Source organism: Corynebacterium drakensteinense, from assembly GCF_041224285.1.
Classification (GTDB): Bacteria; Actinomycetota; Actinomycetes; order Mycobacteriales; family Mycobacteriaceae; genus Corynebacterium.
On record NZ_JAXOFP010000001.1, the window covers coordinates 198,043 to 212,003 of the forward strand.

A 13,961-nucleotide genomic window follows, 5' to 3' on the forward strand; every position below is an offset into this window, starting at 1 on the left:
TTGGGGGAAGGCTGGGGCTAATAACGAGCACAAAGGTGCAAGTGTTAGCGAAGACGCGTATCGTTGAACCGTTAAAACCCACGATCTTTTCAGGAGTACTGTGAACACTGAGTTCCGCAACGTCGCAATCGTCGCGCACGTCGACCATGGCAAAACCACGCTTGTCAACGGAATGCTCGAACAATCCGGTGCGTTCGGCGAACATGGCGAAGTAAATGACCGCGTCATGGACTCGAATGACCAGGAAAAAGAGCGTGGCATCACGATCCTCGCAAAAAACACCGCAGTCCGTCGTAAAGGGCTCGGCAAAGACGGCGCTGACCTTATTATTAACGTCATCGACACGCCGGGACACGCTGACTTCGGTGGTGAGGTCGAGCGCGGCATCTCGATGGTTGACGGTGTTGTCTTGCTTGTCGACGCTGCCGAAGGTCCACTGCCACAGACTCGTTTCGTATTGACCAAGGCACTGGAGGCCAAGCTTCCAGTGATCATTGCCGTCAACAAGACAGACCGCCCGGATGCCCGTATCGATGAGGTCGTCCAAGAGTCACAAGATCTTTTGCTGGAAATCGCCGCTGGCCTGGAAGATGAGGAAGCATCCGCAGCTGCCGAAGAGTTGCTGGACCTGCCGGTGCTCTATGCCTCCGGCCGTGAAGGCAAAGCATCGACCGAAAACCCGGGTGACGGTAACGTCCCAGAATCAGATGATCTGCAGCCGCTTTTCGACGTCATCTACGACGTGCTGCCAGAGCCGTCCGCCAACGTCGATGGTCCACTGCAAGCACACGTGACCAACCTCGACTCCTCGGACTTTTTGGGGCGTTTGGCCCTGTTGCGTGTGTATGCGGGCAAGATCACCAAGGGGCAGCAGGTTGCCTGGATTCACTACGACGAAGACGGCAACCAGAAAGTCAGCAACGTCAAAGTTGCCGAGTTGTTGCGCACCGAAGGCTTCGAACGCCAGCCAGCGAAAGAAGCCATCGCGGGCGATATCGTCGCGATTTCCGGTATTCCAGAAATCATGATTGGCGATACGGTCGCAGATACCGAAGATCCGAGACCTCTGCCGCGCATTGCAGTTGATGAGCCAGCGATCTCGATGACCATCGGTGTGAACACCTCGCCATTGGCTGGTCGCGGCGGCGGTGACAAGATGACTGCTCGTTTGCTCAAAGGCCGTTTGGATCAAGAATTGATCGGTAACGTTTCGCTGCGTGTATTGCCTACCGAAAAGCCGGACGCTTGGGAAGTGCAAGGCCGCGGAGAAATGGCCCTGTCTGTATTGATCGAGTCGATGCGTCGTGAAGGCTTTGAGCTGACCGTTGGCAAGCCAGAAGTGGTTACACAAACCATTGATGGCCAGCTGCACGAGCCGTATGAGATCATCACCATCGACGTGCCAAGTGAATTCCAGGGTGCTGTTACCCAGCTGCTGGCCGGGCGCAAAGGCCAAATGCAGACCATGGACATCAAAGAAGGCGACTGGGTGCGCATGGTCTTCCGCATTCCTGCCCGTGGTCTGATCGGATTCCGCACGCAGTTCATGACTGAAACCCGCGGCACCGGTATCGCCAACTCCATGTCGGACGGCATGGACGTATGGGCAGGTCAGATCAAGTCGCGTCCTACCGGTTCTTTGGTTGCCGATCGTTCCGGCAAGATCACCCAGTTCGCGCTGATGTCACTGGCAGATCGCGGTAATTTCTTCGTGGAGCCAGGTGCAGAAGCTTACGAAGGCATGGTGGTTGGTGCGAACAACCGTGATGAAGACATGGATATCAACATCACCAAGGAAAAGAAGTTGACCAACATGCGTGCAGCGTCGGCGGATACCACCGTGACGCTGGCGAAGGCGAAGACCCTGTCGCTGGAAGAAGCACTGGAATTCTGTGGCAATGACGAATGCGTCGAGGTTGCCCCAGAGGTTTTGCGCGTGCGCAAGGTAGAGCTCAACGCTGCCGAGCGCCGTCGTGCAGCTTCCCGTGCGAAAAACCAGAAGTAACTCAACCCTGGTGCCACGATGAGTGCCCGACGACACACGATCCCATTATCCCTGGTGGCGGTGTGTGCTCTCGTGACCTCATGCGTGGCTAACCCAGGACCACCACCGATAGAAACTGGGCAAGAAGCAGAATCGAGTGCTTCTGCTGTCGCCGGTGCTCACGAGCGTGACGACGATGCTGCACACGAGCCTGCAGCCGAAGAAAAAGACGAGCGGGACGATTCTGCAACGGAATCCAAGGTTGGTGTGGGAATAGACCCGATTCACTTCGGGCTTAACCCCCATTTGCGTGCGAACCAGCAGGCCGTCGTCGATGATATTGCGGCGTTGGTGCTGCCGTCTGCGTTTCTTGGCGACGAGACCACCGAACTGTTGGAAACGGCGGAAGAAATTCCCGTCGCGGCGGCAGATGATGCGAGCGCTGGGAAGCAGCCTGTCGTGCAACGGGTGCGCTACACCATTGACGCGCAGGCACAGTGGTCCGATGGCACCCCCATTACCGGGGAAGACTTCATTTACCTGTGGAAAAGCATGGTCTCAACACCCGGTGTCGTCGGGGCAGCCGGATATTTCGCGATCGCTGATATCACTAGTTCTGCTGGTGGGCGCATCGTGGATGTGGAGTTTTCGCACCGGGTCGCTGACTGGCGCGGGCTATTCCACAACCTGTTGCCCGCGCATTTGATGACGGTGCCGTTCGCGCAGGCCCGGGAACTGCCGGCCGGAGCAGGACGATATCAAGTTGATAGCGTTGATTGGGCGCGTGGCAAAATAATCTTGCACCGTAATGATCGTTTCTGGGGGGCCGAACCCGCCAACATTGACGTTGTTGAGCTCACGGAGATTCGCACCCCTGCACAAGGGCTCAATCTGATGCGCTCGGGCCAAGTCTCGTTCGTAGACATTACTCCGCAAGAAACCACCTTCGCCGCCTATGGTGCGTTGCCGGGCACGCAGGTTTTCCGTTTCAATACTCCACGCCAGCTGCGGATGGACTTGACGCTGCGGTCGTCGGTTTTTCTGCGTCCCGAGGCGCGCGCGGAGTTTTTCGATGCTATCAACATTCCGGAACTCGCCGTGTACGCTGCGGGGCGACGAACGGATCTGCGTATCCCCGGGTTCGGGGAGGACGCAGCCCACGCCGTAGATGGTGTTGACGCTGCGGCGGATGCTGCAGTCCAAAAGGCTGCCGGTGGCGCAGACCTCGAGGAAAACGACGAACTTGCGGTGCTGCGGGAACATACCGGCCATGAACGCCCATTGCGGATTGCCGCCGATCCTGCTGATTCCGTGGCGAGTGCGGCTGCCGCTGCAGTGGTGGATCGCATGGTCGCACGCGGCCTGCATGCTGAACTAGTCGCTGATGATTTTGCATCTTTGAGTGCCGATTTGGTTCCGGCAGGCGAGGTTGATGCGGTGCTGAGCTGGGATGATACCACCGCATCCGCACTCGCTATCGCGGATGATTTGTTATGCCGGACGCCGCACACAGCGACAGCCAAGGCTGGATGGCTTCCACGCTGTCTGCCCGATAACGCAGATGCCTGGACGGACATTCTCAGTGGCGAGCTAGATCCCGCCGGGGGACAAGCGCAGATCGCGAGCCTGCGTGATGAGCGCACACTGTTTATTCCCATCATCGATGAGCGGCGAATCCGGGTGCTGGGCAGCGGTATCATTGGCCCTAGCGAAGCAATCGCGAGCTGGCCTGCAGGCTTAAAAACTTTGCCGCAATGGCAGCTTACTGCGCAAACCGAATTGCCACACTAACTGAATTGCCCGGTTCTGACTGTGTCGGCTGCACCCGCGGTGCGATGTGTCAGCTGCACCCGCGGTGCGATGTGTCAGCTGCACCCGCGGTGCACTGCGTCGTCGGTCTGCCAGGGCCTGTCTGCCACCGTCTGTTTGTAGTTGCCTGTTTCCCCAAAAATCGGAAGGTATAAACCCCATGAAAGTACTTGCCGTCCACGCTCACCCCGACGATGAATCCATCTGGACGGGTGGAGCTTTGGCGCGATTTGCCCGGCAGGGTGGAGCAGTCACGGTGTTGACGTGCACGGGAGGCGAAGAAGGCGAGATCATCGGCCGCGCCGAAATCGTCGACGATCTAGCACAGTTTCGCCAGGAAGAATTAGATCGTGCCCTGGAGATATTGCAGGTCAACGGGGAATTGCTGGGGTTGCGGGATTCTGGAATGGCGGGCTCTGCAGCCTCACAACATCCGGAGGCTTTGGTTAATAATGTCTCAGCAGCCGCAGATGCCGTCGAAAAGCTACTGCGCGAACAACGCCCAGACTTGGTGATCACCTACGGCCCGGATGGCGGATACGGCCACCCCGATCACATCGCTGCCCATGAGGCGACACACCTGGCGCTATCGCGCGTGCACGCCGACGGCCTCGATCCGGAGGTGTGGTGGTCGGTGCTGTATCGACCAGGTGTAGTGGAAGGCCAGCAACACTTTGCGTTGCCGGAAGGCTGGCAGTGGCCGAGCCAAGAATATTTATTCAACGGTACCGACGAGATCGCGGATGTGGAATTGCAGCTTTCCTACTACGAAGTCACCGCGAAACGGGAAGCCATGGCGGCACACGCTACTCAGGTATGGATTGCCGATGGACGAACCTCACGGGTTAACCCGGATTCCGTGCAGACCAATTACGACGAATCACTCGCCGGAGTCTATGCCTTATCGAATCTCTATGCTTATCCAATTTCGCGCACTGAGCACTACCAACGGCCTTTCGGCCCCGGGAAATTCTCGCGAGCTCAAGAAAGCTCACAGTAGCCGAATACAAGCTGTAGTCAGCAGAGCGGGGTTTGGTGCAGAAAAATTAAAGTAGGCACGAGCAGTAAGGAATACGGGTGGGCGCAGCGTACACGCGAACGGAATTCAGCCGCGGTGAAGTGATTACCGGCTTAGTATGGCTGAGTGTCTTTGCCGCGGCGGGGTCAGTTTTTTGTCTGCAGTACCTGCCCGCTACCATCGAACTGAAGGTTACGAGCCTGCCGTGGACTGTCCCATTAGCCTTCGGCGGGTGCTTGGTTTTGGTGAAAACCGCCACGTTATGGTCGCAGAACTACCTCATTCAGGTGATACCAGCGGTAGTCTGGTTGGGTGTAGTTGCGCTGATGTCGCCTACGTCAGCTGCATTTGCGTACGTGGTGGGTTTGGTGTGTGCCGTCCTCGCAGGAGCAGCGTGGCCGGTGATCGCCAGCCGTACAAGAAACCGTCGTGCCGCAAACTAACGTAAATAGGAGAGCCCATGACTTATATCATCGCCCAGCCGTGTGTCGACGTGCTGGACCGTGCTTGTGTCGAAGAATGCCCAGTCGACTGTATCTACGAAGGCAAGCGCATGCTCTATATCCATCCAGACGAATGCGTCGATTGCGGTGCGTGCGAACCAGCGTGCCCCGTCGAAGCTATTTTCTATGAAGACGATACGCCCGATGAGTGGGAAGAATACTACGACGCGAACGTTGGCTTCTTCGACGATCTCGGATCGCCAGGTGGAGCTGCGGGACTTGGACCGCAAGACTTCGATCACCCAATGATCGCAGCACTGCCGCCGCAAAACCAGGATGTTGAAACCTAAAGCGCCAAATTAAAGAGGACACCATGTTGCGAACACCTTCGCTCCCGGATTTTCCGTGGGATAGCCTAGAAGCCGCCAAACAGACGGCGCAGTCGCATGCTGACGGCATCGTCAACTTGTCCGTGGGTACCCCAGTAGATCCAGTCGCCCCGGGCATCCAATTGGCTTTAGCGGAATCTGGTGCGGCGCCGGGGTATCCCCAGACCGCGGGAACAGCAGAACTGCGGGACGCGATTGCTGCTGCCTTGCAACGCCGCTACCACATGCAGGCGGATGCCGTTCTGCCTGTCGTCGGAACAAAAGAGGCTATCGCCTGGTTACCGACCCTGCTGGGAGCTAAGAGTGTCGTCATCCCCGAGTTGGCGTACCCCACCTATGAAGTGTCTGCTCGTTTGGCAGGCGCGAATATCTTGCGCGCAGACTCGTTGACGCAGATTGGCCCTGGTCGGCCGGATCTGTTGTATATCAACAGCCCATCGAACCCGACAGGCAAGGTGCTGGGGATTGAACACCTGCGCAAGGTCGTTGGTTGGGCACAAGAACGCGACGTGATCGTGGCATCCGACGAATGCTACCTGGGCCTGGGCTGGCAGAGCGACGGCGACGACGAGCCGTTGTCGATTTTGGATCCGCGGGTGTGCGACGGTGATACGACAAATCTCATCGCAATCCATTCGCTCTCGAAGACGTCGAATTTGGCGTCGTATCGCGCTGGTTATTTAGCTGGCGATCCGGCTATCATCGACGCGTTGTTGCAGGCACGCAAGCACGCTGGGTTGATAGTGCCGGGGCCCGTGCAAGCGGCAATGGTGGCAGCGTTGAACGAGGACGGACACGAACTCGAGCAAAAACAACGCTACGCTGCACGACGCGCGAAATTGCTCGGTGCGGTACTGGACGCAGGCTTCCGCGTGGATAATTCCGAGGCCGGGCTGTATTTGTGGGCGACGCGGGATGAACCCTGCCGCGACAGTGTTGACTGGTTCGCACAACGCGGAATCCTCGTGGCACCAGGAGAGTTCTATGGTCCGAAAGGGAAAAACCACGTCCGGATTTCGTTGACGGAAACCGACGAGCGTATCGAGGCCGCAGTGGCACGTTTGCGCGGCGAGCAGTAGCGTCGTCGCTATTGCCTATTCAATGCTCGGTAATTTGTTGGTTGACGAAAGGGATTAGGTGGCCGAAGCTTCTTCCAAGCCGGTGCAAGCGCTAGCGAACCTCCGACAGTTCATCCAGTTCGGAATGGTGGGTGGCTCCGGGGTTATCGTGAATCTCACCGTGGTTTATCTCTGTAAGAAATTCGCAGAGATTGTTTTTGCGGTGAACGAGCGCGAAGTTTTTCTGCCGCTGTTCGCCACCGATTTCAATATTCGTTGGTACAACGTTTTTACCGTATTGGCTTTTATCGTCGCGAATATCTGGAATTACCAGCTCAATCGCTCGTGGACGTTTAAAGGCGTCTCCTCGGTTGGCTGGCTGCGTGGGCTTGTACCGTTCATGCTTACCGGCGTGGGAGCCCTGGTGGTTTCGCAGATCGTGCTGGTGTTGCTGATGAATCCGGGATCACCCATCGCGTTGCCGGAAAATATTTTTGATGATTCGACGGGTGTGCGCACCAAATTCTATTGGGCGAGTGCGATTTCTATTTTGGTGTCGATGCCGGTGAACTTCGTGATTAACAAGTATTGGACGTTCCGAAAAATCCCAAAGGGGAGCCGAGTGGTACTCGACTCCCCAGCGTCCTAATCGTGCGCCAGCACTTCGCTGCTAGCACGTCTCAGTGAGTGCTAGCGCTAGCGCGAACTGCGCCATGAGGCGCATGAGGCGCAGTAATTAGTTGTTGTGTAATTCTTCGTTGAGTTGCACAGCCGATGCTTTCCACTCGGTGGCTTCGACAGAACCCGAAACAGAGTTGCGTCGGTAAAGGATGCCGCTGGCACCGCTTAGTGCGCTGGCCTTGATCGTCGAGCCGTTGGATACACCAACGAGTTCTGCGATAGAGCCGAAAACCGTCAGCTTGGTGCCGCCGGTGATGTACAGTCCAGCTTCGACCACGCAGTCGTCGCCCAAGGAAATACCGATACCAGCGTTGGCACCCAACAAGCAGCGCTTGCCGACGGAAATTACTTCCTTGCCGCCGCCGGACAGAGTGCCCATGATGGATGCTCCTCCGCCAACATCGGAGCCGTCATCGACGACGACACCAGCAGAAATGCGGCCTTCCACCATTCCGGAACCCAGCGTGCCCGCGTTGAAGTTGACGAAGCCTTCGTGCATCACGGTGGTGCCTTCGGCTAGGTGGGCCCCGAGACGGACACGGTCGGCATCGCCAATGCGTACACCGGAAGGAACGACATAATCCACCATGCGCGGGAACTTGTCTACGGAATAGACGGTGACTGGGCCGCGGCTGGCCAAGCGTCCACGAACCATCTGGAAGTCGTCGACGGCACAGGGGCCATAATTCGTCCACACGACGTTGGCGAGTAACCCAAACAAGCCTTCCAGGTTTTGCTCGTGTGGTTTGACCAAACGGTGGGAAAGCAGGTGTAAACGCAAGTAAGCGTCGTAGGTATCCTGCGGGGCCTGGTCCAAGTCGGCGATGTCGGTGCGTACTGCGATGCGTGCAACGCCACGCTCTTCGTCTGGCCCTACTAATTCAGCGAACTGCTGTGGAATCTCATCCAATTTGGTGGTCGTGCTGCTGCTGACAGACTCGTTGAGTTTTGGTGCGGGGAACCATACGTCGAGGACAGTGCCGTCGTGAGTGACAGTTGCGAGTCCGCGTGCCGATGCTGAAGTCATAGAAAAGCTGTTACCTATCCTGTTTCGGGTGCTGGCGTCGGTTGTTTTCAGTTGTCTATTGTCTACTACTCGTCGTCCACATTTCGTTGATTCCGGCGAGTGCTGACGTGCCACACCGTAATTGTGATGCAAGTTACGGGTGTGACTGGCCTGTGCTGCCCCGAGCATACCCGAAACGAGAGAACTTTACTGCTTGACGACGTTGGACAAGCCTTTGCGCGTCCGGCTCTGACCGACGAAATACGACGCGATAAGTAAGATTACGAGCAAGGCACCGACTGCGGTGAGCTGTCCACGCGAGCCAGGATCCGTGAGCATCAACACGATGATTCCTGCTAACGATGCCAAAGAAATGTAGGCATCCCAGGGGTAGAAGCTGGATTTCAGCTCTGCTAATTCGCCTTTGCGCTGCATGATCGGGTGCAGCTTCAGGTAGGACAAGATGGTCAGGATCCAAATGACCAACAGGCAGCCACCGACGGCGTTGAACAAAAACTCCAACAGCCCTGGTGGGTTCCACCACTGCAGGGCGACAGAACCGAATGCAAAAATCACGGACAAGATGACTGCATTTTGTGGTGATGCGACGTTATTCGTCTTGGCGAAGACTGCCGGCGCATTGCCGTCCCGGCTCATGTTGTAGACCAAGCGCGAAGTGGCATAAATCTGTGCGTTGAATGCAGAGAGCAAAGCAATGACGATGATCAGTTCCATGAACCCTGCTGCGCCGGGGATGTTAGCCAGTTCAAGGATTTGGGTAAACGGCGATTCTGCTGCGACATCTGCGTCGTGGATATTGTCGAAAGGCAGCAGCAACGTGATGACAAGGACGGAGCCGATGTAGAAGAACAGGATGCGGAAAATGATCGCGTTGACGGCAGTCTTCACGTTCTTCGCTGGATCTTCCGATTCTGCTGCGGCGATGGTGACCAACTCGATGCCTCCGAATGCGAAAGCGACCGCCAGCAAACCAGCTGCAATTCCGGAGATGCCATTCGGCGCGAAGTTCTCGACGAACTCACCGATGTTGGCACCGCCGGAGTTCGGCCACAAGCCGAAGATCATTAACAGACCGATGCCGATGAAGCCAACGATGACAGTGATTTTGATGATGGCAAACCAGAACTCAAATTCACCAAAACCGCGTACATTCGCGAAGTTCACGAACGCGAAGAAAACGACGGAGACAAGAGCTGGAATAACCGGTGCGATGCCAAACCAGGCGCCAATGATGGCAGACGCACCAGTAATTTCGGCACCCATCACCATCACGAGCATGAACCAGTAAATCCAACCGTTGGTAAAACGCGCCCAGTTACCGAATGCCATACCGGAAAACGTGGAAAATGACCCGAGCGAGGGGCGAGCTGCAGCCATTTCGCCCAGCATGCGCATGATCAGCGTGACCAAGATTCCGGCGACGATATAGGACAGCAGCACGGAGGTACCGGAAATTTGTACCCCGAGACCGACGCCCAAGAACAGACCTGCACCAACAGCAGATCCTAGGCCCATCATGGTCAGGTGTCGGGTTTTCATTAGGTTCGCGCCCTGTTTTTTCGCTGGGGACGCCCCAGCTTGCGGTTGCGTCATGAGATGCGCCTTTCTTGTCCCGGGCGAGCGGTGATGTTGTCAACGGTTTCTGCGATTTTCGCGGCTTTACAGTGGTGTTCTCAGTGATGCCTTTCGCAGAATACATAACACCCTAGTCCAGAATGTTTGCCTGATCACGTTCTGGGCGGTAGTTTGTACGCGCTCAAATCTGCGAATCGATAGTGCGCACGCGGTAGGCTGGGGCACTGTGAATATCTCGCAGTCAGAACCACAGTCAGAACCACAGTCAGAAGCACAGCCAGAATCTGCTCAGCCATCGTCTGTTCGCACACTTGATCTCCATAGTGATCCGGTTAAGCTGACTGCAGATTTGGTTGATATCGAGTCACCATCGCACCACGAGACCGAGATCGCCGATGCCATTGAAGCTGCACTGTACGAGGTGCGGGAAAACGCGAGCGTGGATTTTACGATCCAGCGCTATAACAACACGGTGTGCGCAAAAACCGATGCCGGTTTCGATACCCGGGTGGTATTGGCAGGACACGTTGATACCGTCCCGATCGCAGACAACGTGCCACATCAAATGGTGCACGGCGACGACGGCGAGCCAGTGATGCATGGTTGCGGAACCACCGATATGAAATCTGGTCTTGCCGTCTACCTGCACGTGTTTGCCCAATTGGTAGATTCTGGCAAGCTTTCCTGCGATCTTACGCTGATTGCCTATGAGGGCGAAGAAGTCGCCACTAGATATAACGGCTTGTTCCACCTGCAGCGCGATCACCCCGAGTGGTTGGCAGGGGATCTCGCGTTGCTCGGTGAGCCCTCCGGAGGAATCATCGAAGCCGGCTGTCAGGGCACATTGCGCCTGAAAGTTAGCGCCCGCGGACAACGCGCCCACTCGGCCCGCTCGTGGCTGGGTTCGAATGCCGCTCACACGCTGGCCCCGGTCCTGGTGAAAGTCGCCGACTACCAGGCGCGCGAGGTAACCATCGATGGTTGTACCTACCGGGAAGGGCTCAACATTGTGCACTTAGAAGCCGGAGTGGCGACGAATACCATCCCGGATGATGCGTGGATGTTCGTGAATTTCCGCTTTGCCCCAGATCGCAGCGAAGACGAGGCGCTGCAGCATGCGTTGGAAGTTTTGGGCCTCAATGACCTTGGCGACCTTGACGACGACGCACCGCTGCGCGTGGAAGTCGATGATAGCGCCGGTGCTGCGCTGCCAGGCCTGGGGGCGCCCGTCGCCAAGCGTCTGGTCGATGCTGTCGGAGGCAACTTCCGGGCCAAGCTGGGCTGGACCGATGTTTCGCGATTTAGCGCCCTTGGTGTGCCAGCCGTGAATTTTGGTTGCGGCGACCCGGGCTATGCGCATAAACCCAACGAGCAATGCCCAACTGCCCAGATCACACAGGTAGCACAACAGCTTATTGACTACCTCGAGAACAAGGATTTATCTTCCTAATATGGTTGCAGCAACCCCTAACGATGACTCGGCGAATACCGCACCAGAAAACGAAGCCTTGGACCAGGAAAGACTGACGCCGCAGAATCCGGACGGAACGCCGCGCCACGGTTTTTCGCATGGCGATGTCAATATGCGAGGTCCTGTGATCACTCGCAACGAAACCCGCTCCCAATCGACTTATGACCAGCGGTTGCTTGAGCGCAGCGCTGACCACGACTGGATGCACGCCGACCCGTGGCGTATCTTGCGCATTCAAGGCGAATTCGTTGCCGGTTTTGACGCTCTGGCTAAATTACCGAAGGCGGTGACGGTATTCGGCTCCGCCCGCACCCCGCGCGATGACGCATTTTATGAACTGGGCGAGCGGTTGGCTGCCAAACTCGTCGAGCGGGACTATGCGGTGATTACCGGCGGTGGGCCGGGCTTGATGGAAGCTGCGAACAAAGGCGCTTTTGAAGCCGGTGGGCGTTCAGTCGGGCTGGGCATTGAATTACCCTTTGAGCAGCAGCTTAATGACTATATTGGTCTCGGTATTCATTTCCGGTATTTCTTCGCCCGAAAGACCATGTTTTTAAAGTACTCGCAGGGTTTTGTCTGCCTGCCGGGCGGGCTCGGCACCCTCGACGAGCTTTTCGAGGTTCTGTGCATGGTACAGACCAAAAAAGTCACCAGCTTTCCCATCGTGCTCGTTGGCACAGAGTTTTGGTCCGGTTTGGTGGACTGGCTGCAGCAGCGACTGTTGGCCGAAGGCATGATTTCGCCGTCGGATATGGATCTATTCATCGTGACTGACGACGTTGATGAGGCCATCGCTCATATCTTGGCTGTACACGAGCGCATCGCTGAGGCGGAGCACTAATGCCCGAAATTATGGCGATTATTAATCGCACCCCAGATTCGTTTTATGACAAAGGCGCGACCTTCGCCGAGGATTCAGCGCTCGCACGTGCGAGCCAAGCCATTGCCGAGGGCGCAAGCATCATTGATGTCGGTGGGGTGAAAGCAGGGCCCGGCGATGCCGTCGATAGCGCAGAAGAAATAGACCGCGTCGTCCCGACGATTGCTGCCGTACATGAGCGACACCCAGAGATCACCATTTCGGTCGATACCTGGCGTGCTGATGTAGCCGAGGCCGCGATCGCCGCTGGTGCGAGATTAATCAACGATACCTGGGCCGGCTATGAACCCGAGCTGATCGAGGTCGCCGGTCAACACCGCGTAGGTTACGTCTGCTCCCACACTGGAGTAAACACCCCCCGGACGAGACCACACCGCGTGCATTACGACGATGTTGTAGCCGATGTGATCACACAAACCACGGCGCTGGCCGAACGCGCTGTGAGCTGCGGGGTCCCCGAAGACAAAGTTTTTATCGATCCCACCCATGACTTCGGCAAAAATACGTTCCATGGACTCGAGCTACTGCGCCGCTGCGATGAGCTCGTCGCCACCGGATGGCCAGTACTGATGGCACTGTCCAATAAAGACTTTATTGGCGAAACACTGCAACGCCCGCCGCGTGAGCGCGTAGTCGGCACCCTCGCAGCTACCGCGTGGGCAGCTGCCCGCGGCGTAGCAGCGTTTCGTGTTCACGAAGTTGCCGAAACACTTGACGTCATCAAAATGACTGAAGCTATCGCCGGCTGGCGCGCACCTGATCACACCATCCGCGGGTTGTTATGACCTACGGTACTGACTTTTTAGAACATGTCAGCGTCGTCATTCCTGCGTTAAACGAAGAACCCACCGTCGCTGCTGTGGTGCGGGCAGTCGCTGCGGAATCCCCCGGTGAAATCATCGTGATCGATGCGGATTCTACTGATGCCACCGCTGCTTGTGCACGGCAGGCTGGCGCACGGGTGATCAATTGGCGAGACGCCGCGCCGGGCCGCGAGGTTGCGCCGCGGGCGGGGAAAGGCGAATCGTTATGGCGCGGGGTGGCAGAAGCACGCAAAGACTTCGTGGTTTTTGTGGATGCAGATTTGGTGGACCCACCGCAAGGGCTGGTGCGTCGCTTGGCACAACCGCTGGCGGACAAGGAGAATATCTCGTTGGTCAAACCCATCTATCAGCGTGGGTTTCGCGGGGAAAACAGTGGCGGCGGCCGTGTGACAGAGCTGACCGCGAAACCGCTGTTGCGCTTGTTTTTCCCTGAACTTGCTCATATTGTGCAGCCGCTCGGTGGAGAATATGCCATGCGTCGTTCCGCTGCGCTGCAGCTGCCGTTTGTCGGCGGGTTTGGCGTGGAAGCCGGGCTATTGATTGATATGGCGTCTGCGTTCGGCGTTGCTGCGATCACCCAGGTCGAGCTCGGTACGCGGCATCACCGAAACAAACCATTGGATGAACTGGCCCCCATGGCTGATATTGTTGCCGCTACTATTATCCAGCGTGCTGGGGTCGGTTGTGATGGCATTAACGGCGTGCAAGCAGGTGCATTAGTGCCAGCTGATTTCAGCGAACGAGCCAGTTTGCGCGAATATGGCATCAGCTGAACAAACGCAGTTGCTAAGACAAGGGGTTA

At 57.0% G+C, this 13,961-nt stretch carries 13 protein-coding genes; 11 read left to right on the forward strand and 2 right to left on the reverse strand.

From position 1 onward, the window contains the following. Window positions 1-100: 100 nt before the first annotated feature. The 7 genes from typA to U1140_RS00955 all read left to right on the forward strand — a co-directional run bounded on the left by typA (window position 101) and on the right by U1140_RS00955 (window position 7,350). The gene (typA, locus tag U1140_RS00925) at window positions 101-2,005 is read left to right on the forward strand and encodes a translational GTPase TypA (protein WP_369845560.1); all 1,905 of its coding nucleotides are present in this window, start codon (window positions 101-103) and stop codon (window positions 2,003-2,005) included. Between the two features lie 18 nt (window positions 2,006-2,023). Then, window positions 2,024-3,775, forward strand: a complete 1,752-nt coding sequence (locus U1140_RS00930) for an ABC transporter substrate-binding protein (RefSeq protein ID WP_369845561.1) — start codon at window positions 2,024-2,026, stop codon at window positions 3,773-3,775. 178 nt (window positions 3,776-3,953) lie between these two features. Further along, the gene (locus U1140_RS00935) at window positions 3,954-4,793 is read left to right on the forward strand and encodes a PIG-L family deacetylase (protein ID WP_369845562.1); all 840 of its coding nucleotides are present in this window, start codon (window positions 3,954-3,956) and stop codon (window positions 4,791-4,793) included. Window positions 4,794-4,870: 77 nt separating this feature from the next. Beyond that, window positions 4,871-5,254 (forward strand): hypothetical protein, encoded by a 384-nt coding sequence (locus U1140_RS00940; RefSeq protein WP_369845563.1) that lies wholly within the window; start codon window positions 4,871-4,873, stop codon window positions 5,252-5,254. A gap of 17 nt (window positions 5,255-5,271) precedes the next feature. Continuing rightward, window positions 5,272-5,604, forward strand: coding sequence for a ferredoxin (gene fdxA, locus U1140_RS00945; RefSeq protein ID WP_369845564.1), 333 nt, complete (start codon window positions 5,272-5,274; stop codon window positions 5,602-5,604). Between the two features lie 23 nt (window positions 5,605-5,627). Continuing rightward, on the forward strand, window positions 5,628-6,722 hold the full coding sequence (dapC, locus tag U1140_RS00950; protein WP_369845565.1) for a succinyldiaminopimelate transaminase: 1,095 nt from the start codon (window positions 5,628-5,630) through the stop codon (window positions 6,720-6,722). Between the two features lie 58 nt (window positions 6,723-6,780). Next, the gene (locus U1140_RS00955) at window positions 6,781-7,350 is read left to right on the forward strand and encodes a GtrA family protein (RefSeq protein ID WP_369845566.1); all 570 of its coding nucleotides are present in this window, start codon (window positions 6,781-6,783) and stop codon (window positions 7,348-7,350) included. An 87-nt stretch (window positions 7,351-7,437) separates the two neighbouring features. Here the strand turns inward: U1140_RS00955 and dapD are convergent, their stop codons facing one another. Both dapD and U1140_RS00965 read right to left on the reverse strand, forming a co-directional pair. Beyond that, window positions 7,438-8,409, reverse strand: coding sequence for a 2,3,4,5-tetrahydropyridine-2,6-dicarboxylate N-succinyltransferase (gene dapD / locus U1140_RS00960; RefSeq protein ID WP_369845567.1), 972 nt, complete (start codon window positions 8,407-8,409; stop codon window positions 7,438-7,440). A 186-nt stretch (window positions 8,410-8,595) separates the two neighbouring features. Further along, window positions 8,596-10,002: an amino acid permease gene (locus tag U1140_RS00965; protein ID WP_369845568.1), complete on the reverse strand. Its 1,407-nt coding sequence runs from the start codon at window positions 10,000-10,002 to the stop codon at window positions 8,596-8,598. A gap of 214 nt (window positions 10,003-10,216) precedes the next feature. Here U1140_RS00965 and dapE point away from each other — a divergent pair, with 214 nt between their 5' ends. From dapE to U1140_RS00985, 4 genes are all read left to right on the forward strand, one after another. Continuing rightward, complete coding sequence (gene dapE, locus U1140_RS00970; RefSeq protein ID WP_369845654.1) at window positions 10,217-11,434, forward strand: succinyl-diaminopimelate desuccinylase; 1,218 nt, start codon at window positions 10,217-10,219, stop codon at window positions 11,432-11,434. 133 nt (window positions 11,435-11,567) lie between these two features. Next, window positions 11,568-12,296 carry an LOG family protein gene (locus tag U1140_RS00975; protein WP_369845655.1) on the forward strand — a complete coding sequence of 243 codons (729 nt, stop codon included), beginning with the start codon at window positions 11,568-11,570 and terminating at the stop codon, window positions 12,294-12,296. Further along, window positions 12,296-13,120, forward strand: coding sequence for a dihydropteroate synthase (gene folP, locus U1140_RS00980; protein WP_369845569.1), 825 nt, complete (start codon window positions 12,296-12,298; stop codon window positions 13,118-13,120). Before U1140_RS00975 ends, folP begins: the two co-directional genes overlap by 1 nt. After that, window positions 13,117-13,932, forward strand: a complete 816-nt coding sequence (locus U1140_RS00985; RefSeq protein WP_369845570.1) for a glucosyl-3-phosphoglycerate synthase — start codon at window positions 13,117-13,119, stop codon at window positions 13,930-13,932. The genes folP and U1140_RS00985 overlap by 4 nt, the downstream gene beginning before the upstream one ends. Window positions 13,933-13,961 lie beyond the last annotated feature (29 nt).

Coding starts and splice junctions, on each gene's coding strand:
- U1140_RS00965 (WP_369845568.1), bottom strand. CDS start 10,002: ATGACGCAACCGCAAGCTGGGGCGTCCCCAGCGAAAAAACAGGGCGCG.
- U1140_RS00985 (WP_369845570.1), top strand. CDS start 13,117: ATGACCTACGGTACTGACTTTTTAGAACATGTCAGCGTCGTCATTCCT.
- dapC (WP_369845565.1), top strand. CDS start 5,628: ATGTTGCGAACACCTTCGCTCCCGGATTTTCCGTGGGATAGCCTAGAA.
- fdxA (WP_369845564.1), top strand. CDS start 5,272: ATGACTTATATCATCGCCCAGCCGTGTGTCGACGTGCTGGACCGTGCT.
- U1140_RS00975 (WP_369845655.1), top strand. CDS start 11,568: ATGCGAGGTCCTGTGATCACTCGCAACGAAACCCGCTCCCAATCGACT.
- dapD (WP_369845567.1), bottom strand. CDS start 8,409: ATGACTTCAGCATCGGCACGCGGACTCGCAACTGTCACTCACGACGGC.
- U1140_RS00930 (WP_369845561.1), top strand. CDS start 2,024: ATGAGTGCCCGACGACACACGATCCCATTATCCCTGGTGGCGGTGTGT.
- folP (WP_369845569.1), top strand. CDS start 12,296: ATGCCCGAAATTATGGCGATTATTAATCGCACCCCAGATTCGTTTTAT.
- U1140_RS00935 (WP_369845562.1), top strand. CDS start 3,954: ATGAAAGTACTTGCCGTCCACGCTCACCCCGACGATGAATCCATCTGG.